This window comes from Mycobacterium sp. MUNTM1, from assembly GCF_054660795.1.
This window is the reverse complement of the sequence record NZ_BAAGDE010000030.1, coordinates 26602-46947: the sequence shown is the minus strand read 5'-3', so window position 1 is coordinate 46947 and position 20346 is coordinate 26602. Positions and strand designations below refer to the sequence as shown.

The 20346-nt window shown below is 61.7% G+C and carries 20 protein-coding genes and 3 pseudogenes; 15 read left to right on the top strand and 8 right to left on the bottom strand.

Annotated elements, in window-relative coordinates:
- Positions 1-29: 29 nt before the first annotated feature.
- The 7 genes and pseudogenes from ACYQ8K_RS17825 to ACYQ8K_RS17795 all read left to right on the top strand — a co-directional run bounded on the left by ACYQ8K_RS17825 (position 30) and on the right by ACYQ8K_RS17795 (position 5784).
- Positions 30-1217, top strand: a complete 1188-nt coding sequence (locus ACYQ8K_RS17825) for a thiolase C-terminal domain-containing protein (RefSeq protein ID WP_459970989.1) — start codon at positions 30-32, stop codon at positions 1215-1217.
- Complete coding sequence (locus ACYQ8K_RS17820; protein ID WP_459970988.1) at positions 1214-1678, top strand: Zn-ribbon domain-containing OB-fold protein; 465 nt, start codon at positions 1214-1216, stop codon at positions 1676-1678. Before ACYQ8K_RS17825 ends, ACYQ8K_RS17820 begins: the two co-directional genes overlap by 4 nt.
- Positions 1675-3150 (top strand): aldehyde dehydrogenase family protein, encoded by a 1476-nt coding sequence (locus ACYQ8K_RS17815; RefSeq protein WP_459970986.1) that lies wholly within the window; start codon positions 1675-1677, stop codon positions 3148-3150. The genes ACYQ8K_RS17820 and ACYQ8K_RS17815 overlap by 4 nt, the downstream gene beginning before the upstream one ends.
- Before the next feature lie 38 nt (positions 3151-3188).
- A complete protein-coding gene (locus ACYQ8K_RS17810; protein WP_459970985.1) occupies positions 3189-4007 on the top strand; it encodes a mycofactocin-coupled SDR family oxidoreductase in 819 nt (272 codons plus the stop codon).
- A 3-nt stretch (positions 4008-4010) separates the two neighbouring features.
- Positions 4011-4475, top strand: coding sequence for an SDR family NAD(P)-dependent oxidoreductase (locus tag ACYQ8K_RS17805; protein ID WP_459970983.1), 465 nt, complete (start codon positions 4011-4013; stop codon positions 4473-4475).
- A gap of 151 nt (positions 4476-4626) precedes the next feature.
- A complete protein-coding gene (locus ACYQ8K_RS17800) occupies positions 4627-4755 on the top strand; it encodes an SDR family oxidoreductase (protein WP_459971021.1) in 129 nt (42 codons plus the stop codon).
- Positions 4756-5045: 290 nt separating this feature from the next.
- Positions 5046-5784 (top strand): annotated as a pseudogene (locus ACYQ8K_RS17795) (TIGR03619 family F420-dependent LLM class oxidoreductase).
- Here the strand turns inward: ACYQ8K_RS17795 and ACYQ8K_RS17790 are convergent.
- Both ACYQ8K_RS17790 and ACYQ8K_RS17785 read right to left on the bottom strand, forming a co-directional pair.
- Positions 5693-6049 carry an LLM class flavin-dependent oxidoreductase gene (locus tag ACYQ8K_RS17790; protein WP_459970981.1) on the bottom strand — a complete coding sequence of 119 codons (357 nt, stop codon included), beginning with the start codon at positions 6047-6049 and terminating at the stop codon, positions 5693-5695. The pseudogene ACYQ8K_RS17795 and the gene ACYQ8K_RS17790 sit on opposite strands and share 92 nt — an antisense overlap.
- A gap of 296 nt (positions 6050-6345) precedes the next feature.
- A complete protein-coding gene (locus tag ACYQ8K_RS17785) occupies positions 6346-7581 on the bottom strand; it encodes an amidohydrolase family protein (RefSeq protein WP_459970979.1) in 1236 nt (411 codons plus the stop codon).
- Between the two features lie 175 nt (positions 7582-7756).
- Here ACYQ8K_RS17785 and ACYQ8K_RS17780 point away from each other — a divergent pair, with 175 nt between their 5' ends.
- Positions 7757-8356: a TetR/AcrR family transcriptional regulator gene (locus tag ACYQ8K_RS17780; RefSeq protein ID WP_459970977.1), complete on the top strand. Its 600-nt coding sequence runs from the start codon at positions 7757-7759 to the stop codon at positions 8354-8356.
- Positions 8357-8551: 195 nt separating this feature from the next.
- On the opposite strand, the gene ACYQ8K_RS17775 is transcribed toward ACYQ8K_RS17780, so the two are convergent.
- Entirely contained in the window at positions 8552-9145 is a 594-nt protein-coding gene (locus tag ACYQ8K_RS17775; protein WP_459970975.1) for an LmrA/YxaF family transcription factor, read from the bottom strand.
- A 573-nt stretch (positions 9146-9718) separates the two neighbouring features.
- On the opposite strand from ACYQ8K_RS17775, the gene ACYQ8K_RS17770 reads away from it, so the two are divergent.
- Positions 9719-10225, top strand: a complete 507-nt coding sequence (locus tag ACYQ8K_RS17770; RefSeq protein WP_459970973.1) for a DoxX family protein — start codon at positions 9719-9721, stop codon at positions 10223-10225.
- Between the two features lie 354 nt (positions 10226-10579).
- A pseudogene (locus ACYQ8K_RS17765) lies at positions 10580-11842 on the top strand (oxidoreductase).
- Positions 11843-12162: 320 nt separating this feature from the next.
- On the opposite strand, the pseudogene ACYQ8K_RS17760 reads toward ACYQ8K_RS17765, so the two are convergent.
- The 3 genes and pseudogenes from ACYQ8K_RS17760 to ACYQ8K_RS17750 all read right to left on the bottom strand — a co-directional run.
- Positions 12163-12426: pseudogene (locus tag ACYQ8K_RS17760) on the bottom strand (acetyl-CoA C-acetyltransferase); the annotation flags it as partial.
- A 271-nt stretch (positions 12427-12697) separates the two neighbouring features.
- Positions 12698-13192 carry an FAS1-like dehydratase domain-containing protein gene (locus ACYQ8K_RS17755; protein WP_459970971.1) on the bottom strand — a complete coding sequence of 165 codons (495 nt, stop codon included), beginning with the start codon at positions 13190-13192 and terminating at the stop codon, positions 12698-12700.
- Positions 13193-14307: 1115 nt separating this feature from the next.
- Positions 14308-14958 carry a TetR/AcrR family transcriptional regulator gene (locus tag ACYQ8K_RS17750; RefSeq protein WP_459970969.1) on the bottom strand — a complete coding sequence of 217 codons (651 nt, stop codon included), beginning with the start codon at positions 14956-14958 and terminating at the stop codon, positions 14308-14310.
- Between the two features lie 193 nt (positions 14959-15151).
- Here ACYQ8K_RS17750 and ACYQ8K_RS17745 point away from each other — a divergent pair, with 193 nt between their 5' ends.
- From ACYQ8K_RS17745 to ACYQ8K_RS17735, 3 genes are read left to right on the top strand one after another with little or no spacing between them, the layout of a single operon-like run.
- Entirely contained in the window at positions 15152-16354 is a 1203-nt protein-coding gene (locus ACYQ8K_RS17745) for a cytochrome P450 (protein ID WP_459970967.1), read from the top strand.
- Positions 16351-16572 carry a ferredoxin gene (locus ACYQ8K_RS17740; protein WP_459970966.1) on the top strand — a complete coding sequence of 74 codons (222 nt, stop codon included), beginning with the start codon at positions 16351-16353 and terminating at the stop codon, positions 16570-16572. The genes ACYQ8K_RS17745 and ACYQ8K_RS17740 overlap by 4 nt, the downstream gene beginning before the upstream one ends.
- Complete coding sequence (locus ACYQ8K_RS17735; protein ID WP_459970965.1) at positions 16569-17396, top strand: NAD(P)-dependent oxidoreductase; 828 nt, start codon at positions 16569-16571, stop codon at positions 17394-17396. The genes ACYQ8K_RS17740 and ACYQ8K_RS17735 overlap by 4 nt, the downstream gene beginning before the upstream one ends.
- A 25-nt stretch (positions 17397-17421) precedes the next feature.
- Here ACYQ8K_RS17735 and ACYQ8K_RS17730 read toward each other — a convergent pair whose 3' ends face one another.
- Positions 17422-17994 (bottom strand): TetR/AcrR family transcriptional regulator, encoded by a 573-nt coding sequence (locus ACYQ8K_RS17730; protein WP_459970964.1) that lies wholly within the window; start codon positions 17992-17994, stop codon positions 17422-17424.
- Positions 17991-18974 (bottom strand): Rieske 2Fe-2S domain-containing protein, encoded by a 984-nt coding sequence (locus ACYQ8K_RS17725; RefSeq protein WP_459970962.1) that lies wholly within the window; start codon positions 18972-18974, stop codon positions 17991-17993. The genes ACYQ8K_RS17730 and ACYQ8K_RS17725 overlap by 4 nt, the downstream gene beginning before the upstream one ends.
- Before the next feature lie 265 nt (positions 18975-19239).
- Between ACYQ8K_RS17725 and ACYQ8K_RS17720 the strand changes: the two genes are divergently transcribed.
- Together ACYQ8K_RS17720 and ACYQ8K_RS17715 are read left to right on the top strand one after the other, a co-directional pair.
- Positions 19240-19896, top strand: a complete 657-nt coding sequence (locus tag ACYQ8K_RS17720) for an isochorismatase family protein (RefSeq protein ID WP_459970960.1) — start codon at positions 19240-19242, stop codon at positions 19894-19896.
- A gap of 2 nt (positions 19897-19898) precedes the next feature.
- Entirely contained in the window at positions 19899-20306 is a 408-nt protein-coding gene (locus ACYQ8K_RS17715; protein ID WP_459970958.1) for a limonene-1,2-epoxide hydrolase family protein, read from the top strand.
- Positions 20307-20346 lie beyond the last annotated feature (40 nt).

Here is a 20346-nt window from a genome sequence, read left to right as displayed (position 1 = left end):
TCAACGACGACGATAGGAATGCACGGCTAATGACTACCGGCGATGTCGCCATAGTTGGGGTTGGCGCGACCGCGTACTACCCACGCGGAGAGTCGTATCCGCAAACCATCACCGAACTCGCGGGCAAAGCGATCCTGGCGGCCTGCGCAGAGGCGGGGCTGCCAGTCACGGCAATCGATGGCTTCGCCTACTACTCCGGTGCCAGCGCCGGTTACGGCGAAACCCTGGACACCGCGACCTTCATGGAAACCCTGGGCATCCCGGAAGTCACCTTTTCGGCGGCGCTGACGTCGGGCGGCGGCGGCTCGGCGGGCTCCATCGGGTTGGCACGCGCTGCGCTGGTGGCAGGCGACGCCAACTACGTCGTGAGCCTCATGGCGCTACAGCAAAAGCGTCAACGGCTGGGGTCGGTGTTCGCGGCCATAGCACCTGACCCGATCAACTCCTTCTTGCAACCCTCCGGGCTCTACGGTCCGGGCCAGTTGATGTCGGTGCTGGCGCGCCGGCACATGCACGACTACGGGACCAGACGGGAAGCCTTCGCTGAAATCGCGATGTCACAGCGAGCCAACGCCGCCAACCGGCCCAAGGCCATGAAGCGGGACCCGTTGACGCGCGACGAATATTTTTCGGCTCGGATGATCTCAGAACCCTTATGTCTTAACGACTTCTGTCTAGAAACTGACGGCGCGATCGCGGTGATCACCACCACCGCCGAGCGTGCCCGCGATCTTCGACAGCCGGCGGTACCGGTCATCGCGTCCGCGCACGGCGGACATAAGGACTGGGGTCGAGCCTTCGCATGGATGGGAATGCCCCAGGAAACCTTCGCCTCATCGGGTCACAGTGCCATCGCCCGTCAGCTCTACCGACGCGCCGGCGTCACCGCCGCCGACATTGACGTGGCGTTGCTCTACGACCACTTCAGTCCGATGGTGGTCATGCAGCTCGAGGACTACGGGTTCTGCAAAAAGGGCGAAGGCGGCCCCTTCGTGGAGTCGGGTGCCGTCCGGTACAAGGGCGGTTCCATTCCGGTAAATACCCACGGCGGCCAACTGTCCGAGGCATACATCGTGGGTATGACCCACATCCTAGAAGGAGTCGAACAGATGCGGGGCACGGCGATAAATCAAGTCGACGGAGCCGAATTGGCGTTGGTCACCGGCGGTCCAGCAACACTGCCCGTCAGCGGACTCATCCTGGGAGCCGCCGCATGAGTGCGCCCGCCGCGCCGCTGGCAGTGCCTCTGCCTCCCGATGCGGTCAGGATCGCGATCAATCCCATCACCGAACCCTTCTGGGAGGCCGCCAAGAACAACCGCCTTGTGGCACAGCAGTGCAGCGACTGCGGGTCCTTCCGAATGCCCCCCACGCCGTTTTGCCCCCACTGCGCCTCCACCTCGGTTGGCTGGCCCGAACTGTCCGGCAAGGCAACGGTATTCAGTTTCGCTGTGGTGCATGGCTACCCCGGTATCCGTGACATCACGTTGGTGCCCGCGGTGCTCGACATAGATGGGGCGCCGGGCGCACGACTGGTCTCGCCGCTGATCGACGTGGACCCCAGCGCCGTGCACATCGGCATGACGGTGCAGGTTGATTTCGTACCAATCAGCGATGGATGGCAACTGCCCGTGTTCCGCCCCGCTGAACAGTCGCACCCGGAAAGCGCCGCACAATGACAGCGACGCTGGACTCATCGGTGCAGGGCCTGTTGATCGGCAATCGCCGTGTGACCTCATCAACTGTCGGGGTGCACGAGCACGTGTTCCCGGGCACCGGCCAGGTCAACGCTCGGCTGACGCTCGCCGGTCCCGACGATGTCGATGAGGCGGTGGAATCGGCCAAAACCGCCCAGCGCGAATGGATGGCCCGCAGCGTCGATGATCGCCGAGACGCCTTGCTGGCGCTAAGCGATCTGGTGCACGCTGAAGCCGAATCCCTTGCCGCTCTGTCCATCGAGGACAACGGCAATCCCAAGTTCATCAGCGGAATCCATCCACCGCAGCTGGTTCGCTGGTTGCGCTACTACGCGGGTTGGATCGACAAGATCACCGGACAGGTGACGCCGGTGTCGAGGTCTGAGGACCTCAACATGATCGTGCGGGAGCCCTACGGGGTGATCGCTGCGATCCTGCCGTGGAACGGACCACTGTATGGCGTGGCGATGGTCGTCGCGCCCGCGTTGGCCGCAGGCAATGCGGTGATCATCAAGCCTCCCGAACTGGCACCCCTGACCTCGCTTCGGTTCGGCGAGCTGGCGCTGCAGGCCGGATTGCCACCGGGCTTAGTCAACGTGCTGCCCGCCGATCCCGTGGGCAGCGAAGCGCTCGTGCGCCATCCCAGCATCGACAAGATCCACTTCACCGGCAGCGGCGAGGTCGCGATCCGGATACATAAGGCTGCAGCCGACAACTTGACGCCAGTGGCAACAGAACTCGGCGGAAAATCGGCCAACATCATCTTCGATGACGCCAATCTGGACGCCGCAGTGATGTTGGCGTGCTTCTCTGGGCCGCTGGCCCAAAGCGGGCAGAACTGTGCCTGCGGCAGCCGAATCCTCGTTCAGGAAAGCATCTACGACGAAGTCGTTAACCGGATGTCGGCCATCGTGGCGAATTCGCCGATCGGAGATCCGCGACTCGATTCCACCGTCGTCGGACCAGTGATCAGCGAAACAGCTTTGACCCGGATCATGGGGGTCATCGAGCGCGCCCGTTCCGCGGGCTCGACCGTGGTGACAGGCGGCGAACGTGCCGGCGGTGACCTCGCCGCGGGCTTCTTCTTACAACCAACCCTGGTCGCCGATGTGGATCCCGGCTCGGAACTGTTCCAAAAGGAGACTTTTGGGCCGGTGGTATCGATCACCCCCTTCACCGATGAGGACCACGTACTGGCTCTGGCCAATAACACGATGTACGGCCTGGCGAATTACGTGCACACCAAAAGCTTGGCCCGTGCTCATCAAACGGCCAGGGGGCTGCAGTCCGGAACAGTCTTCGTCAATACCTTCCCCGACCTGGTACCGACCTCACCCTATGGTGGTTTCAAGCGCAGTGGCACCGGCCGCAACGGTGGATTGGAGGGACTGCTGGAGTTCAGTCAGGTCAAAGACATTCGCATCAGCTTCGGCATGCCCACGCTACCAACCTGACACATCCGCTAGCTCACCCTCGATCCGAAAGCCAGTTCATGTCAAATGATTTCGAAGGCAAGGTCGCCTTCATCACTGGTATTGCCCGCGGCCAAGGACGAGCACACGCAATTCGATTGGCGCGCAATGGCGTGTCGATCATCGGTGTCGACATCTGTGCCGACCTCCCGGGGATCGACTATCCCAACGCCAGCCGCGACGACCTCGAGGAAACTTGCTCGCTGGTCGAAGCCGAAGGCGCCAAGATCGTCGTCGGCGTTGCCGACGTGGCCGACCAGGCGGCGCTAAAAGTTTTGCTCGACGACGGTATAGCCCACTTGGGCCGGCTCGACATCGTCATCGCCAACGCCGGCGTGGTGCGGTATGGCGACGACGAGGACCCAATCCAGACCTGGAACGACATCATCAACACCAACCTCACCGGTGTGTGGAATACCTGCCGTGTTGCGATTCCCCACATCGTTGACGGCGGTCGCGGCGGTTCGGTGGTCATCACCAGCTCCAGCGCCGGCATCAAGGGAACCGGCACCTATAAGGCTGGTGGGCAAGCCTACACCGCGGCCAAACGCGGGTTGGTCGGCTTGATGCAAGTGTTCGCCAACGAGTACGCCAAGCACAACATCCGCGTCAACACCATTCACCCGACCGGTGTGCTGTCCGGCATGACCATGAACGAGGCGATGGTCAAGATGGTGGAGGCGGGCAGTCCCGATCTGTTATCGATGCAAAACGCATTGCCCGTGCAGATTTTGGCTCCCGACGACATCGCCGACGCCGTTGAGTGGCTCGTCAGTGACAGAGCGAAGTACGTCACCGGTATCGCGCTGCCCATCGATGCCGGGTTCACGGTGCGCTGATCGATGCCGCGTGACATGTCGGGCCTGGTTGCGTTGGTGACCGGTGGCGGCAAGGGCATCGGGGCAGCCATTGCCGTCGAATTGGCAAGTCGCGGTGCCGATGTGGCCATTAACTATCGCACCGACCGCCAGGCCGCAGAAACGACCGCCCAACAGATCATCGCCGCGGGACGTCGGTGTGTGGCGATGCCCGCCGACGTCTCTCAGGAGGATGCCGTGTGCGGCTTGGTGCACGCCGTACCTGATCAACTGGGCAGCGTTGACCTCTTGGGCAACAATGCGGCATACACGCGGATGGTGCCGCCGCAGCAACTGGATCTCAAGATCTGGCGGAAGATGTTCAGCGCCAACGTCGAAGCGCCCTCTCATCTGATGTGGCTGCTCCAAGACGACCTGCGACGAAGCGGACCCGCTGCGCGGTGGTCAACATCTCGTCGATGGCGTCGGTCAAACCCGACCCGACGATGATCGCCTACGGCGCCTCCAAGGCGGCACTGAACGCTCTGACGTCATCGGCCGCCCTGGCGTTCGCCGTCGACGGTTTCCGCGTCAAGCCGTCGCCGTCGGCTTCACCAGAACACCACGAGTCGACACAGTTTCTGAGGACATACAGTGACAACTGCTGGCAACCGTTCCGGTCGGCCGCCGTGCTGAACCCGAGGAGGTGGCCAATGCGGTGGCGTTTCTCCTGTCGGACGAGTCCAATTCTGTGACCGGGCACCTGCTGGTGGTTGCCGGTGGTGTGTGAGCCGATCATGCACGAGTGGAGGTGAACATGAAATTCGGAGTGATCCCTGCCACTTCTGGTGGCGTAAACCCCGCGGCCGAATATCTGCGCGAAGTAGTCGCCGGTGCTGAAAGCAACGGCTTCGACTCCGTGTGGATGGGCGAGCACGTCGCCTTGCCGACGCAGGTCGAAGGTCCTACCCGGGCAAAGAGCAGGGGTTGCCGGCGCCGGGAGAAGCCCCGATGCCCGACCCCTTGGAGTAGTTGTCGTTCGCCGCGGCCGCCGCGCCCACGCTGTTGCTGGGGACTTGTGTGCTGTTGGTTTCACTGCATCACCCGCTCACCCTGGCCAAACGCCTGGCCACCATCGACCAGCTGTCTGGGGGACGCCTGCTCGTGGGTGTCGGAATCGGCTGGAGTCGCCAGGAATACGCAGCCATTGGCGTCGCGTTCGAGCAGCGCGGCAAACTGCTCGAAGAGCACCTCGCCGCGATGCGGTGCGCCTGGCGCCAGGAAAACGTCACCTTCGACGGGGAATTGATCAAGTTCGGCCCGGTGTGGGCCACCCCAAGCCGATTGCCGCCGACATCCCATCCTGATCGGCGGCAACAGTATTGCGGCTGCCCGACGCGCGGGCCGTATCGGTGACGGATACCTACCGTTGCAGCCCGACCTGAAACGCCTCAGCGAACTCATCGCGGCGGCGCGTCACTCCGCTGAGGACGCCGGACGCGACCCCCACGCGCTACAGATCACCACACTGGGCAGGCCGCGGCGCGACCACGTGGAGCAACTCCTAGAACTAGGTAGGCGTCCAGCGCTTCCTGGTCTTCGCCGGTGGTGGCGACGACGTGACCCGGTAGGGGGAGAAGTGTCGCGTGGCCGTGAAGTCTGTCCTCTGCGCGGATTGAGCCGCGCTCACACGCACCACGTATCCGGTGGATCGGATCGCCCCAGCGTCAACCGTGCAGGCCCTCAGCGACAGCCGGAATGGAGCTGCCGATTCCGCACCAAAACCCGGTTGCCCCCGGCGAGACGGTCGAGCGCCTGAATGGCCATCGCCGTCGACTATGCCGGCCAATGATTTGCAGCACCCGTGTGCCCAACTTCAAGTGTCGGGTACGACCCGAGAGGTGACCGAGCGCCGCCAGCGGATCCGACCCTTGCTCCTCGGCAGTGAACACCGCGTCATAGCCGAGCTGCTCGGAGAGTTTGATCCGCTCAGTAGGATGCTCAAAAAGACGATCCCGGTAACGAACTTCAGTGGCAGGTTGAATCACGAAGGCTCCGTGGCATCCACGGTCGCGCAACGACATGATCGGCGGTTGAAGATTGCTTCGCCTCAAATCCGTGTCGCTGCGAACGTGCCCGTGGCCGTTGCCCGTGTCGCAAACTTCCGCCCAGGCAATAAATAAATGTTCAGCTATTTATGGGCTCGGTCCGGAACTGCTGGCGGGGACAAAATTGCGAGAGCGCTGCGGGCCGTCACCGACGACATCCGCGCGGGCGGGTATCCGGTGCCGGTCAAGAAGGTGAGCCCCGAATGGAGTGTGGCTCTGGGACAGGCTTTGCGCACTGTCCCAGAGCCACAAGTACTGGGGTTGCGGTCTTTTCAGACGCTTGGTGCCGTAAGCACCGGGGGATGGGCAGCTTCTGGATCGGGATTCTTGATCGGCAGGCCGAGGAACCGGCGAGCGTTGTCGCCCAGATAGTCATAAGTACGGCGGCGGTCCATGTCCTCGGCGTACTCGTAGTACTTCTTAGGCTCTTCGAGCCCCTCGGGGTGGGGCCAGTCGGAGCCGAAAAGCACCCTATCCCATCCGACGCTGGTCACGACGTCGGCAACGTTGCCCTCCCAGAAGGGCGAGACCCAGATGTTGCGCCGGAAGGTCTCAACGGGGTGCTCCTCGAAAGCCTTGGGCATCTTACGGTACACATCGTCGAGCGCGTCGATGAGCGGGTGGATCCACGAGCTGCCGTTCTCGACACTGGCGACACGAAGGTTGGGGAAGCGCGTCAAAGTGCCGTGACAGACCAAAGATGTAAGCATGTCGGCGATTTCGCGGTGACCGATGACAACCCACTTGAACGCCGACATTTCGAAGGCGCTGTTAGTCTCCGGCGGCTCCCACATATGAGCGTACTCTTCCAGCGGAGGCTGGCTGCCGTGAATTACAATAGGTAGCCCGGCGGCCTCGACTTCGCGCCAGAACGGGTCGAATTCAGGCAACGCCGGCGAACGCCAGCCCTTGTAGGTGTTCACCGGAGCCGGCTTGATCAGGACCACCTTAGCGCCGTTTTCGAGCACATACTCCAATTCGCGCATCGCATTTTCCAGAATGCCCAACGAGATGACCGGCGTCATGTAGAGGCGGTCTTTGTAGGTATAGCCCCAGGTTTCAAGCATCCACTGGTTAAGCGCGTGAATGAGCGCCCCAGTCAGTTCTGGGTCCTCGGCGGCGGAATGCTCCACCAAATTGGCCAGCGTCGGGTAGTTCAGGCACGCCTCAACACCTTGCGCGTCGAGCTGCTTGATGCGCTCGTCGCGATCACGCGATGCCGCCGGTGGCTTGATGGGTGTCCCACTCATCTCGCGCAGCGACAAGCCCTCGGGATTGTTGTTGCCGTAGAACCTCTCGTGTGCTCCTGGTGCGGCCACGACCTCAAACGTCGGGTTAGGCATGTACTCGGTGATCTTGCCCAGAATGGCGATCCGGGTCTTTTTGCCGATCTTCACGAACTGCACTGCCTTGTGGTATTTGTCCGGCAAGTGAGTGGTCAGCGCATCGGGCGTCTCATACATGTGCTGATCCGCGTCAAAGATCGGCACGTCCTTCGCATCGAACATCAGCGACATCTCCTTCTGACCGGGCTGCTGGTCCCCTTAGCCTTACGTTACTTGACATAAATGTCAAGTAACTCCGATTCTATGGCTATCTGGCGTGCATAGGCCGGTAAAAGCGACTTGACATTGGCGTCGAGTAGAGCTCGCGATCGGTGCCTGCATCCCCTATTGTCGAGGCATGACAGCTTCGCCTAATCTGCGCACGGTCGACTCGGTCGAAGTCGGCCGCGGCGAACGAACCCGTGCAGTGATCCTGGAGGCGAGTCGAAGGCTCTTCCTCGAGCGGGGCTATGCCGGCACACCGATCAACGCGATCACCGAAGCCTGCGGGATCTCGCGCGCAGGGTTTTATACCTACTTCAAGGACAAGCGAGAGGTCTTCAATGTCTTAGGAGAAACCGCCTATCACGACACCCTGGCCGTGATCTCGAAATGGGATGACACAGCTAAGCCACATGACCTCAGCGCTGTGACGGGTTGGGTCGCAGACTATTTCGAGTTTCTAGACCGCCACGGAGCCTTCGTGATGGCAGCGGCCCATTCCGCTCCCGACGACGAGGACTTCCGGCGTTCGCGCGATCACATGATGACGCGCGCGTCCTGGAAGCTGGGCCAAGCCATCGCCACCGATGGCCGGCACCCACCAGAAGCGATCGGCACCGCGACGATAGGTTTGCTTGAGCGCGCCTGGTATGCGACCCGAACCCAGTCGGTACGAGTGGATTGTAACGAATTGATCGGCGTCGTCGCCGAAATGATTTTCGCCATGACCCACTGAGCCGACCACTCGCCAGGGGTGTCCCTGCCGGATTGCGAATCGGTCGCAGGTGAATCGGCCCCCGACCCTGCTGCGAGGTCACCGTGCGTCGTTTGCGCCCACTAAGATCAAACAAGTTGCGTGTCGGCGCGCACACCGGCGACGTACGCCTACGCGACGAAGGAATCTACACGCGTTGTAGGTGTTCAAGCCTGACTACATTTCTTCCTCTGGTTGCACCACGGGAGTATGCCTTCGCGCGTTGGCCAGGCGAGATGCCTCGACGATCCCGAGCGCTGCCGACGGGGAAGACAGTTGGGGTTGAGCAGATGTGGAAGCGCTGCCGTATTCGCGTGGTGCGCCTGCGGATCTGTGTCCCGAAGGTTTCGCGTCACGCCGGTATCTGGCGACGTGCCCCAGTGCCATGTTGAGAGCCAGTTCGAGGGGACGCACGCTTCGGGTGGTCTGTGCCATGAGCAGTCCGCCTTGCAGTGCGGTCATCATGGTCAACGCAAGCTCGTCTACATCGGCTTCGGGGACGAGGTCCCCGCCATCGCGCATGACCGCGAAGCCCTTGGATAGATATGACTGCCATTCGGCGAAGGATCGCTCGAGCGCGAGTCGCGCCGAGTCGGATCGATCGGCGAGTTCGCCTACCAAGGATCCGAGGGGACAGCCTCCAATACCTTGCGTCGTGTGGGCCGTTGCGACGAGATGATCGCACCAACGCTGCAGCCCGTCCCACGACGATACTTCGCGCAGGCGTGGCTCCTGCGCGGCGATGACGTGCCCGAGCTGGGTCTTGATCACCTCGCTGATGAGGGCGTCTTTGTCGGCGAAGTAGTGTTAGAGCTGCGATCTGCTGGTGTGGCTGGCGGACATGACGGCGTCCAGGCTTGTTCCTGCGACGCCGCGCTCTCGGACCAGAGATGTCGCTTCGGCGACGATGCGGGCTTTCGTTGCCGCCCCGCGGTGGGTCAGCCGCGGGGTGGGCCGACTCTCTTTTTTCGGCACGGCCAGACACTATTCGAATTGGAATTGTCGGTCCACTTTTTCCACGGCATGATGCCGAAGTCAATGAACCACTGTGGAAGGACCTCGATGCCACACCTCGACACGGGTTGAGCCGTTCCCGTCACTCGAAAGCGCCCGTCGGTGGCGCGGCACGATCAGCGTGGCGCGGAACCTCACCGGCTCCTACCGCCGCAGCGCATGGCAAACATCGCCCGGATGATCGACGGCCCGTCAGTAACGTCGACGGAACGGTCATGAATGTCCTCAGTGAGGCCTTTTGGAGGCGGGGCACCTCCTTAGGGTCCGCCCGCGAATGACGCAAGGACGAAACGGCGGCCGACTATGCGCGGTCGTGCTCCTCGTCGCGACATGCCGAAATATCACTGGTTCGCAAGAGCAGAAGTTCATATCGCACACGTCGAGAGGGAACCATTGAAACCATTACAAGGTGACAAGTTCGTTAAGTATAATTCTATGTTTTTGGGTGTGTTCATGTTCATGTTCGGATTCTTGAAATTCTTCGAACCTTTTCGCACCATGTTTGATGTTCAGATCGCTAAGAGTGACCTGCCCCCTCTGAGTGTTCCATTTGGTAAAGTCGTAGAAATGGCGATCGGCCTTGGGTTGCTTTTGCCGGCCTGCTTCTCACAAAAGATTCCACGTCTATATGGCCCAATCGTGTTCCTTTCCTCCGCTGGCCTCGTCGTCAACATGGGCGTGGCGACGTACGTGCACTTGCAGCCAGAGGTACCAGCGAATGTACTCCCCCTGGGGATAAAGCCCCCCTTCATCCCATTGTTTGTCATGTTGCTCGCGGGAGTGAACCTCTATCGGCTCTACGTAGACAGCAGGAGGCAAAGGCCGATACCAGAGTAATCGAGCAATGGGACGATCGCCCGCACCGGGAAAGGCGCACGTGGACGCTATTGGCGGCGAGTCGTTAAAGGCGGGCGTCGTTGTTTCCGACACTGATTCTCATGACGTGCCTTTTCGAGTCGGAGAATGGAATTCCTGTGATACGGGAAGAAGAATGTCCCATTCGTACCGCGTGCAGTTGGTCTGTTGATTGATGGCTCAGCACCGGAAGCAGCGCTGCCATGCCGCATGGTTTGGCCCCGCTGCGTGCGTTGATCAAATGGCGTGATAGAGATCCAACGGTGATGCGCGAACCAGCGACATACTTGCGAAGCGTTTCCGGTCGGCCGTGCTCCCGCTGACCGGGATGCGCAGATGGGTGGGTCAACTTTTCGGATTGTCCGCCCCAGGCGGGACGCAAGTGATCCCCCTATTGTGCAACGCAATTCGACGACGAAGGTGACTGTCCCGATGTCTCTGCAACAGCATCCACCGCACGAAACCCTCTTCCGCTCAACATCCATCGGCGGCATCGACGTCGCCAATCGCATCGCCCTGGCGCCGATGACCCGAGTAAGCGCGACAGCCGCTGGCCTACCCACCGATCGAATCGGTGGCTATTACAAGATGTTCGTCGAGGGCGGGTTCGGTCTGTTGATCACCGAAGGTCTCTACATCGACGACCAAACCAGCCAGGGGTACTTCTTCCAACCCGGCATCGCCAATTCCGCCCAAGCCGCGGCGTGGACCCGAGTCGTCGACGGCGTCCATGCCTACGGGGCAAAGTTCTTCGCCCAACTGATGCACGCCGGCAGCCAGTCTCAAGGCAACCCACACACCACCATCACCTGGGGGCCCTCAGCCGTGCGCCCTAAAGGCGAGCAGCTGAACATGTACCGCGGGTCGGGCCCGTTTCAGGTTCCCCAGGCGATGACCGACGAGCACGTCGATCACGTCCGCGCCGCGTTCGTCAATGCCGCCCAGCAGGCCCGCAACGCCGGATTCGACGGGGTGTAGATCCACGGCGCCAACGGATACTTGCTCGACGCATTCCTCACCGACTACCTCAACGCCCGTACCGACGACTACGGGGGCGACGTCGCCAACCGCGTCCGATTGGCGACCGAGGTCTGCGCCGACGTCGTAACGGCCGTCGGAGGGGATATCGCCGTCGGCATCCGCATCTCCCAAGCCAAGGTCTCTGACAACGACCACCGATGGGCCGGCGGCCAGGACGATGCCGCCATCATCTTCACCGCGCTTGCCGACACCGGCATCGACTACATCCACACCACCGAATACCGCGCACTGGCACCAGCTTTCGAAGGCGCCGACACAACGTTGGCCAATTATGCGAAACAATATAGCGGCCTTCCGATCATCGCCAACGGACACCTCGACGACCCCTGCGACGCCGCCACCATCATCGACTCCGGCGCCGCCGACGTCGTCGCCCTCGCGAAACCCGCTCTGGCCAACCGGGACTGGCCACACCGCGTGCACACCGGTCAACCATTGTCACCAGACCTGCCCGCCGATCTACTGGGCCCGCTTGCGACGATCAAGGACTGGGAAGTCGCCGACACGCCGCACCTGAGCCGGACTGCGGCATCACCAAATCAGGCTCCCGGCAGCTGAACCGCGTCGAGCATCCGTTTCGCGCGATCCCCCCGCATCCAAGACGGTCCCGAGCGAAAACCGGGCGACAACCGACGACGAAAGGCAGCCCACGGTCGACGTCGATCGCGAGTGCTTCGCGGGGGAACTCGATTACGTTCAGCATCTCCAAGGTGCGGCCATCGGCGGTGGTGTCGAACTGAAAGTCCATGGCCTGTTACTGCGCTAAGTCGATCGGAACACGGCAACGGGGGTAAGCGGTGACCCCACGGCGCGCGTGATCCGGAGGGGCGGGCCCGAGAACAGGAATTCCCAGCGGCTCTGTTCGGCACAGACAAGCGCAAGCGGCTCGAGATCGAAGATCTCTCCGACCCAAAGTCCCCGCACATCGTTTGCAGGCCGTAGCGGCCCCCGATGCACTCGAGTTCGTTGAGCATGGTGGTGAACAGCTTGGCTCCGGTGGCGCCCAACGGGTGACCGAGGGCGATCGCGCCGCCGTTGGGGTTGATCTTCTCCGCGTCGGCCTTGATCTCTTTGAGCCAGGCCAAAACCACCGGTGCGAACGCCTCGTTGATCTCCACGGTGTCGATGTCCTCGATGGAGAGAACGACCGCCCACACCCCGATCCCGTGCTCAACGCGGCGGCGATCCGCCAACTACAGCCCAATGCCGAGCTCCGTATCATCCCAGCGGCTGGGCATTGGTCGATGTATGAGGGCGCCGAGTACTTCAACTGCCATCTGCGCGACCTCTTGCACACACCCCTTCGCCGATGACGCAGACCGCAGCAAAATCATAGTCGACCGGTGGTTCCGTTTCAGCACAACGCGTTTCATCAAGCGGACTACTCAACGATAGGAGTCCGTCGGGGATTGGTTATTCCGAGTCGTCGCCGCGCACCAGTCGAACTGGGGTGAAGACGAGAACCTCCTCGTCGCGCTGATTGCGCACGCTGACGCGCGTGGCGACCACGCCGCGTCCCGGTTTACTGGTGGCGCGCGAATCGGTGGTGGTGACAACGGCGTGGATCGTGTCGCCCACATACACCGGTTTTTTGACCGACAACTCCATGCCCATAAAGGCCAGTCCGGTTCCGTTGAGGACTTGGCTCTGCACGATCAGCCCTTCAGCAAGGCAGTAAGTCATCGCGCCGGGAACGAGCCTGCCGGTATAGCCGCGGGACCCGGCATGGGAAGCATCCATGAAGAGCGCTTCGTTGAAGCCGGCCCACGTGATGAATTGGATGAGGTCGGCCTCGGCCACCGTCCGTGCGCCCGTGCGAAAATTCCAACCCGGTTTCATCTGCTGCCACGTCTTACCCTTGGTTAAGGGCTCAAAATCGGAGCTCGGAACAATGTCGTCAGTGGTCACCGTGATCCCTTTCCGCGTGTGCCGCACAGCCGACACCCCGCCGGAGGGCGTGCCGCATTCGCCTCTGGCTTAACTAGGCGAGGCTTAAACAGTATAAACAAATAGATGATTACGAGCGCGCCCCGGCCCTCTCAAATTGCACCGTAAATCGTATGTTGATGACGGTCAACTGATGCGTGAAGATCGGTCAGGGAGGCCGATATCATGCCTGCTGTCAGAGATAGTCGCATCTGATTGACATAACAAAGTGGGCGACATGCGTGAACACGGGCCAGTCGTGCCGTTGGGACGGACCCCGTTCGGGGCAGCAGTGAACCAACGCGGCTGTGGAAGTTCCCGCGCGCGTTGCGGGTGTTGGCGGTGATCGGCCTCATGCGTAAGTTGCCATCGGCGTGTATGACACGACGATCAACTTCGCAGGCCTCTATGGCGGCCCGGCTGAGACGTACCCGAGCTACCTGCGCGCGCACCTGTGCGGCCCGCGACTCCGCGACCGTGCCCCCAACGCCAGGCGCTTCGTCAATCAAGCGCACTACGCGGGCTAGTTTGACGGTCCAGTGCCGATCTGCCGATTTAGCACCGGCAACAGCATCCTTTCCGCCGTGGCGCCGCCCCCACGGCCGATTGGCGTGCACCAAGCGCGATACGAATAGTGCGTCACGACGGCGACGGCCCGCCGCTCGACCAGCAGACTCGCTGTTAGTCCCTCGAGCGTGATCTCAAGACCACCCACAGGATCTCGCGTTAGGTGTTGCGCCGGCAGCCGGCAGCACTGCGCCGCATCGCCGACAAAGTCAGTGGAAGATCAGCTGTGTCACAGAGCTTTTGGCGATGTTCGACGTAAAGGCTGATCTGGGGGTCAGGTTGGCGGGGTCGACACAACACTGACGACTTGCGCAATTGGGCATTAGACAGAAAGCAAACGCAACGAGACGTGCCTAATGTCCGGACTCGACAACAGTCAGGCCATCGCCGATGAAGCTGCACTCGCTAGAACGAAGGTGCCCGCCGGTAAGCATCCCGATCCAGAGCTGGCAGAAGAAATTCGGGTCACACACGAGCAAACGCGAGACGCGACGCCTAGCCCTAGGTAGGGCCGTCCGCCCTCGGTAACGCTATGTAGCCGAGCGCTTTTGGGGCTGCAAGGCGCCCGGGAGGAAATTCCGCAAGAGGCCTTCATCGCCACCACATTCAGGGTTGCCCGGGTCCTCGATCAAACTGAAAGCGATCCGCACTACCCATAACGCCATCTGCTGGGTCGACACATCGGTGCGTAATTCGCCTGGGTCAGCCTCGGCGAACCGATCGATCAGCCCTTCAACGATTTCGGTACGCCACGCCTCAGAGCGCTCAGCTGCGTGGTGCGCTCGCGCGAGGTCATGCGGGGCCGTCATCGACAGCATGGCCGGTGAGCTCCGTGCCGCTTTCAAGCCCGCAACGATCGCATTGATAAGTCGATCGACAAACGGGCGTTCCTCGGCAAAATACGGGTCGGCGGCGGCGACCACCAGGTTCGTCGCCTTAACGAAACACGCGCCCAGTATCGCGTCCATATTCGGGAAATAGGAGTACACGGTCGTCCGGTGCACACCCGCCTTGGCAGCGACGTGCGTCATCTTGGTCCGGCTTGGACCCCGCTCGACAAAACACGCTTCGGCTGCCTCGATCAGCCGACTTCGCGCATCGTCTTCCGACGACGGAAGGTTAGCGCCCCAGGCAGGGGCCCGTTGTTTATCGCCACGTTCCACTGATTCGAGCTTGTTCACCTCTGGCCACCGCTTCCGACCCGCGCTTGACCGTACGCTACATCACTGGCTAGCGTGCAGTGTGCACTACATGGCAGAAAAAACTGTAGTTCGCATCGACGGATTCGGCGCTCGAGCAGCCCAGGCCGCGCGTCGGGGAGCCGCAGGACCAACAAAGGAGGACACGATCGTGTCAGCGCCGACAGACGCTTCAGTGGCCGAGAACTTCGACCACCACTCGCCGGAATTCCGGGAGGCACCCCACGAGACCCTGGCAGACATGCGAGCACGCTGTCCGGTATCACATTCCGCCGAGCACGGCGGGTTTTGGGCATTGCTGGACTACCAGTCGGTCTTCGAAGCTGCGCGCGACGATGACTCTTTCAACTCCTATCCGTCGGTGGGCATCCCGGCAAGTGGCGCGCCGTTTCCGATCCTGCCGATCGAATCCGATCCGCCGCTGACGCAGAAATTGCGTCAGATCACGGTCAAGGCGTTCTCGCCGGGGCAGGCGGAAGCGTTACGCCCGCTCACCCGCCGCATGGCCTCGGCGATGGTCGATGAGTTCATCGAGCGCGGGCATTGCGACATCGTCGGAGAACTGACCACACCGCTGCCGGCCAAGCTCATCTTGCACATGCTCGGCTACGACGAGTCGAAGTACCTGCAATGGGTGGATTGGGTGCATTCCTTGGTCCACGATCGCACCCATGACGTCGACAAGTCCGGCGCTGCAGTAATGGAGATGTTCGGCGCGATTTACAACCAGATGACCCAGCGCCGCGAAAACGGTGACCTCGGTGAAGACCTCTTCGGCCAGATCCTTCGCGGGACAATCGATGACGTGCCGTTGGACGACACGCAGATCCTGATGTATACGGTGTTGATGATGCTGGGCGGCATGGACACCACCAGCGGGCTAACCGGCAACGTGCTGTACGCCCTCGCCGAGAAGCCGGAGCTACGCAGCTCCCTGGTCGGCGAACCCGAGCAGATCAAGAAGGCCACCGACGAGTTTCTCCGCCTGTATACACCGACACTGGGGCTGGCGCGAACTGTCGCGCGCGACACCGAGTTTCACGGCTCACAGCTATGCGCAGGTGATCGCGCCATCCTGATGTGGTCGGCTGCCAACCGCGATCCTGTGATGTTCGAAGACCCAGACAGGTTCGACCTAAATCGTCGTAACAGCCAAAAGCAGATGGCCTTCGGAGTCGGCATGCATCGGTGCCTGGGATCGCACTTGGCCCGGATGATGTTTCAAGAGATGCTCGCCGAAATCTTGACGCGGATACCGGATTATCGACTCGATGGCCAACCCAGACGATTCGAAGACGCCGGCGAAGTATGGGCCATGCGCGAACTACCCATCGCCTTTACCGCCGGAGCCCGAGAAAACCGAAGGGATAGCGAATGACCGTGCGCATCGAATTCGACTCCGCCCGCTGCGCAGGCCATGCGCTGTGTGCAGCCGCAGGACCGGATCTGTTCATCCTTGACGACGCCGGCTACTGCATTCCGCCCAGCAAGGAAGTGCCCCCGGAGCTGGCCGAGCAGGCCTTCGCGGGCGCGGATGCTTGCCCAGAGCAGGCCATCGCAGTTGTTGACGAGCGGACGGTAAAGGCTGCCGAGTGAGTCAGCCGATCGGCTTCATAGGCGCCGGCCAGATGGGCGAGCCCATGGTGCGCCGACTGCTCGCGGCCGGTCAGGCAGTCACCGTCTTCGCTCGACGCGACGACGTGCGCGCTCGCCTCAAAGACGCCGGGGCAACTGTGGTTGACAGCATCGGAGATGTTGCGCGCGATGATCGGGTCGTCATCGTCTGCCTGTTTTCTGATGCTCAGTTGCGCGACGTCGCCCTCGGAGCACAGGGCCTGTTGACACACAGCGCTCCGGGAACAGTTGTGGTCTCGCATACCACCGGAACGGTGGCGACTTTGCGTGAACTTGTCGCGGCTCGTCCAGACGTCACTGTCGTCGACGCGCCGATCAGCGGCACCGCAGACGACATCGCCGCGGGCGAGCTGACCGTCATGATCGGCGGACCGGCCGAGGCGGGCGCACAGGTGACCTCGATCGTGAATGCTTACGCCACCAACGTGATCCGCACCGGCGACCTGGGCACCGCGCTCAACCTGAAACTCGTCAATAACATGCTGTTCGCGGCCAACGCACAGTTGTTGGCTGCCGCGGTCGCGGTCGCAGCCGACTTGGACATCGACGCCGACCGATTCCTGCAAGTCCTGGCAGCATGCAGTGCTGACAGTAAAGTCGCCGGCCATGCCCGCGGCATCGGCGGTATGGCCAAGTTCACCGAGCTCGCCGCACCGTTTCTGCGCAAGGATGTCGATGCTGCAGTAGCGGCTACGCGAGAGGCCAATGCTGATCCGGGACTGCTCTATGAGGTGATCCGACGCGGACCGCTTGCGCTGACAACGACGGACGAAGTCATCCGGTGAGGCGCACAGCCCACCAAGCGCTACGTCAGCGGATCATCCGCCAGAGGATCTCAGCGTTGCTGCGGATCGCAGCCGCGGGCCCGTGATCCACCGTTGTCGCGCGCGCTAAAAGCCAGCTTCTTTCCAGCATCGCCATCACCGACATGCCGATGGAGACCGCGGAGGTGTACGCGCCGGTGCTTCGGGCAGTAATATAGCCGCCCAGCTGTGAGGCCGACTTCCTGTGCAGGCGCTTGACCTTCGCCCGAAAGTCGGGGTCGTCGGGGCAATCGTCAATGGCACGCACCAGGAACGCGCCGTTGTGGTCAAGATGGTGGAAGTACGATTCGACCCAGCCGCGTACCTGGTCGAGCTCCGGTGGGTGTTCGAGTAAGTTAAACGCCTCGATCAGGCCGATTGTGTCGCGATAAGTGGCCGTGCCGAGTTCGACGAAGAGCTGCTCTTTATCCCGGTAGTAGTAGTAGAAATTTGCTCGGGTGACGTGCAGGTCCTGAGCGATCTCAGTGACACTGGTGGCGCTGTAGCCCTTGCGGGCGAAAGCGTTTCGAGCGGCCTCCTGTATCGCCTCTCGCGTGACTGCCGACTTGGCCAGCGTCACCGGGCGCCAGCCGCGGCGGCTTGAGGGTAAAAGCCCTGCGCCCACCGCCGCAACCGCCGGAACCCGTCGGCCTCAGACTGGGACAGCGCGGGGGGATCCAGGTATTTCTGATGCTCCCAGATGTTGATGTCGTCGGGCAGCGCTGTCTTGGCCTGCTCCAATCGCATTGCGTAGTTGTCGGACCCAGAGATCCAGTAACTTGCGAAAATGTCGGAGGTCGCGTTATCGACGGGAGTGGCATTGATTGCGATGACCCGCACCCCGTCGCGCGTGCATTCCCCGTTGATGCTGTATCCGATTCCCGACCAGTAGATCTCGATCGTGTTGTCGGTGTCGCCAGGACGATCGATACCGTCAGACCATCGCTTGCCAAAACCCACCTTCGCGCGCCACGTCGTGTCATCTGTGTGCTCGTCAAGCACTACCGGGCTGATGGGCGTCTTATGCACGAAACGAAAGTGATGGGGATCGACCGCGTTCTCGGCGATGATCTGAGGATGGACGCGCACCCCGCGAAATCTCTGCTGTTCTGCGGTGTCCAGCGATCGATATTGCCGGGAGGTCACTGCATCGGACAGAACATTGTGCCAATCGACCAACTGCCACAACGGGTCTCGTCCAGCCGTATCATGCCATACGAAGATGCACCCATTGAGCTCAGTGGCATGCCACGAACGCACACGTCTTCCGCGGTTAGGCCGTGACTCATAAGGGATGCGGACATTGCGCCCCTCGCCACTCCACACCCAGCCGTGGAACGGGCACTGGATGCCCTCGTCTACGACGCACCCGCCGTACGCCAAATTAGCGCCGAGGTGCTGACAATGGGCGTCGAGAACATGCGCTTGCCCGTCGTTGCCGCGAAAGACCACCAGCTCGGTGCCAAAGTACCGCAGTGGTCGGACATCGCCTGCTTGCAACTCCGAACTCCACGCCACCTGGAACCAGCCGGTTGGAACCATGCTTGGTAGTTCGCTCATGCCTTCAGTATTTCTAGTTCTGACAATCCTGTCAAAAACAAAATGACGCAGATCCCGCCGACTGCCGCGGAACGCCAACGACTCTGCCCGCCCTGCCGGCGGCGACCTCAGGTGAAGCACAGCCTTCCTGTGCAGGGTGGATACAGGCGTCGAGTCGTGCCCTTGCCCAGCCGGCAGCAACCTCAATTAGACGGATACAGCCACATAGTTATTCGTATAACGTATTATCAACGTCTAGTCCGACCATCGACGACCGGATACTTCCATGTCTAAGCGCCATGCTCTGATACTCGACCCCACCAGATGTGCACTGGTAATGAACGAGTGTCAGGCTGGGGTGGTCGGCGAGGACTCGGTGCTGCCCGCGCTGGCCTGCGAAGTCGGTCCGATGTTAGCCAACCTCGGGCGTCTCGCTGAGGCTGCTCGCCGTACGGGAGCCCAGATTGTGCACGCCACCTTTGAGACACTCGCAGACAACCAGGCTGCCGCACGCAACAATCCGCTGTTCGGCATCGTGTTAAAGCACACCTCGACGTGGACTCCCGGGAGCAAGGCGGTGCAAGTCGTTCCCCAAATTGGGGTAGGACCCAAAGACTTGATCATGCCCAGGCATCACGGACTTTCGCCGAGCCGGGGTACCGAAATGCTCTCCGTACTGCGCAATCTGGGCGTTGAAACCCTCATTGTCGCAGGGGTGTCGTTAAACGTTGCCGTCCCATCGGTCGCAGTCGATGCGGTCAACGAAGGCTTCCGCGTGGTGGTCCCCACGGACGGTGTCGCGGGTACTCCCGCCGAATACGCGGCAATGGTCTTGAAACACACCCTGGCAATGGTGGCGACCTTGGCCACATGCGATGAAATTGCCGACGCGTGGTGCGCATCGACCGAAGCGCCGTCAGTCCATCAGCTACAAGGGGGTTGATCATGCCGATCACGACCGAACTGCCGGTGTTGGATTTGCTGACCATGGTAGAGGACGGTCCACAGCGCCACGGTGCCCAGATCATGGCACTCATGGATGACACCGTCTCCTACCAGTTTCACGTCCCGACCGCCGAGACGGTGACCGGACCGCAAGCTGTATTCGACGAATTGCTGCGGCAAACGGACCATTACTCAGACTTGCATTTCGAGATCAAGACTGTCAGCGCGACCGCACCGCGGGTGGTCGTCGAACGATATGACAGCTTCGTCTGGCCGGCCAACGGCGCTCGCGTGGGATATCCGGTTGCCGCCGTCTTCGACTTGACGCCCGACGGTCGAATCGCCGCGTGGCGCGAATATTGGGACAGGGGAGAACTGATGTCCCAGGTCGATGCCGCGAGCCGCTAGAGTCCGTGCCGGCGTTCGGGCTACGCGAGGCGGGTCGAGC

Coding starts and splice junctions, on each gene's coding strand:
- ACYQ8K_RS17825 (WP_459970989.1), top strand. CDS start 30: ATGACTACCGGCGATGTCGCCATAGTTGGGGTTGGCGCGACCGCGTAC.
- ACYQ8K_RS17820 (WP_459970988.1), top strand. CDS start 1,214: ATGAGTGCGCCCGCCGCGCCGCTGGCAGTGCCTCTGCCTCCCGATGCG.
- ACYQ8K_RS17815 (WP_459970986.1), top strand. CDS start 1,675: ATGACAGCGACGCTGGACTCATCGGTGCAGGGCCTGTTGATCGGCAAT.
- ACYQ8K_RS17810 (WP_459970985.1), top strand. CDS start 3,189: ATGTCAAATGATTTCGAAGGCAAGGTCGCCTTCATCACTGGTATTGCC.
- ACYQ8K_RS17805 (WP_459970983.1), top strand. CDS start 4,011: ATGCCGCGTGACATGTCGGGCCTGGTTGCGTTGGTGACCGGTGGCGGC.
- ACYQ8K_RS17790 (WP_459970981.1), bottom strand. CDS start 6,049: ATGTCGTTGCGCGACCGTGGATGCCACGGAGCCTTCGTGATTCAACCT.
- ACYQ8K_RS17785 (WP_459970979.1), bottom strand. CDS start 7,581: ATGTTCGATGCGAAGGACGTGCCGATCTTTGACGCGGATCAGCACATG.
- ACYQ8K_RS17780 (WP_459970977.1), top strand. CDS start 7,757: ATGACAGCTTCGCCTAATCTGCGCACGGTCGACTCGGTCGAAGTCGGC.
- ACYQ8K_RS17770 (WP_459970973.1), top strand. CDS start 9,719: ATGCCGAAATATCACTGGTTCGCAAGAGCAGAAGTTCATATCGCACAC.
- ACYQ8K_RS17740 (WP_459970966.1), top strand. CDS start 16,351: ATGACCGTGCGCATCGAATTCGACTCCGCCCGCTGCGCAGGCCATGCG.
- ACYQ8K_RS17725 (WP_459970962.1), bottom strand. CDS start 18,974: ATGAGCGAACTACCAAGCATGGTTCCAACCGGCTGGTTCCAGGTGGCG.
- ACYQ8K_RS17720 (WP_459970960.1), top strand. CDS start 19,240: ATGTCTAAGCGCCATGCTCTGATACTCGACCCCACCAGATGTGCACTG.
- ACYQ8K_RS17715 (WP_459970958.1), top strand. CDS start 19,899: ATGCCGATCACGACCGAACTGCCGGTGTTGGATTTGCTGACCATGGTA.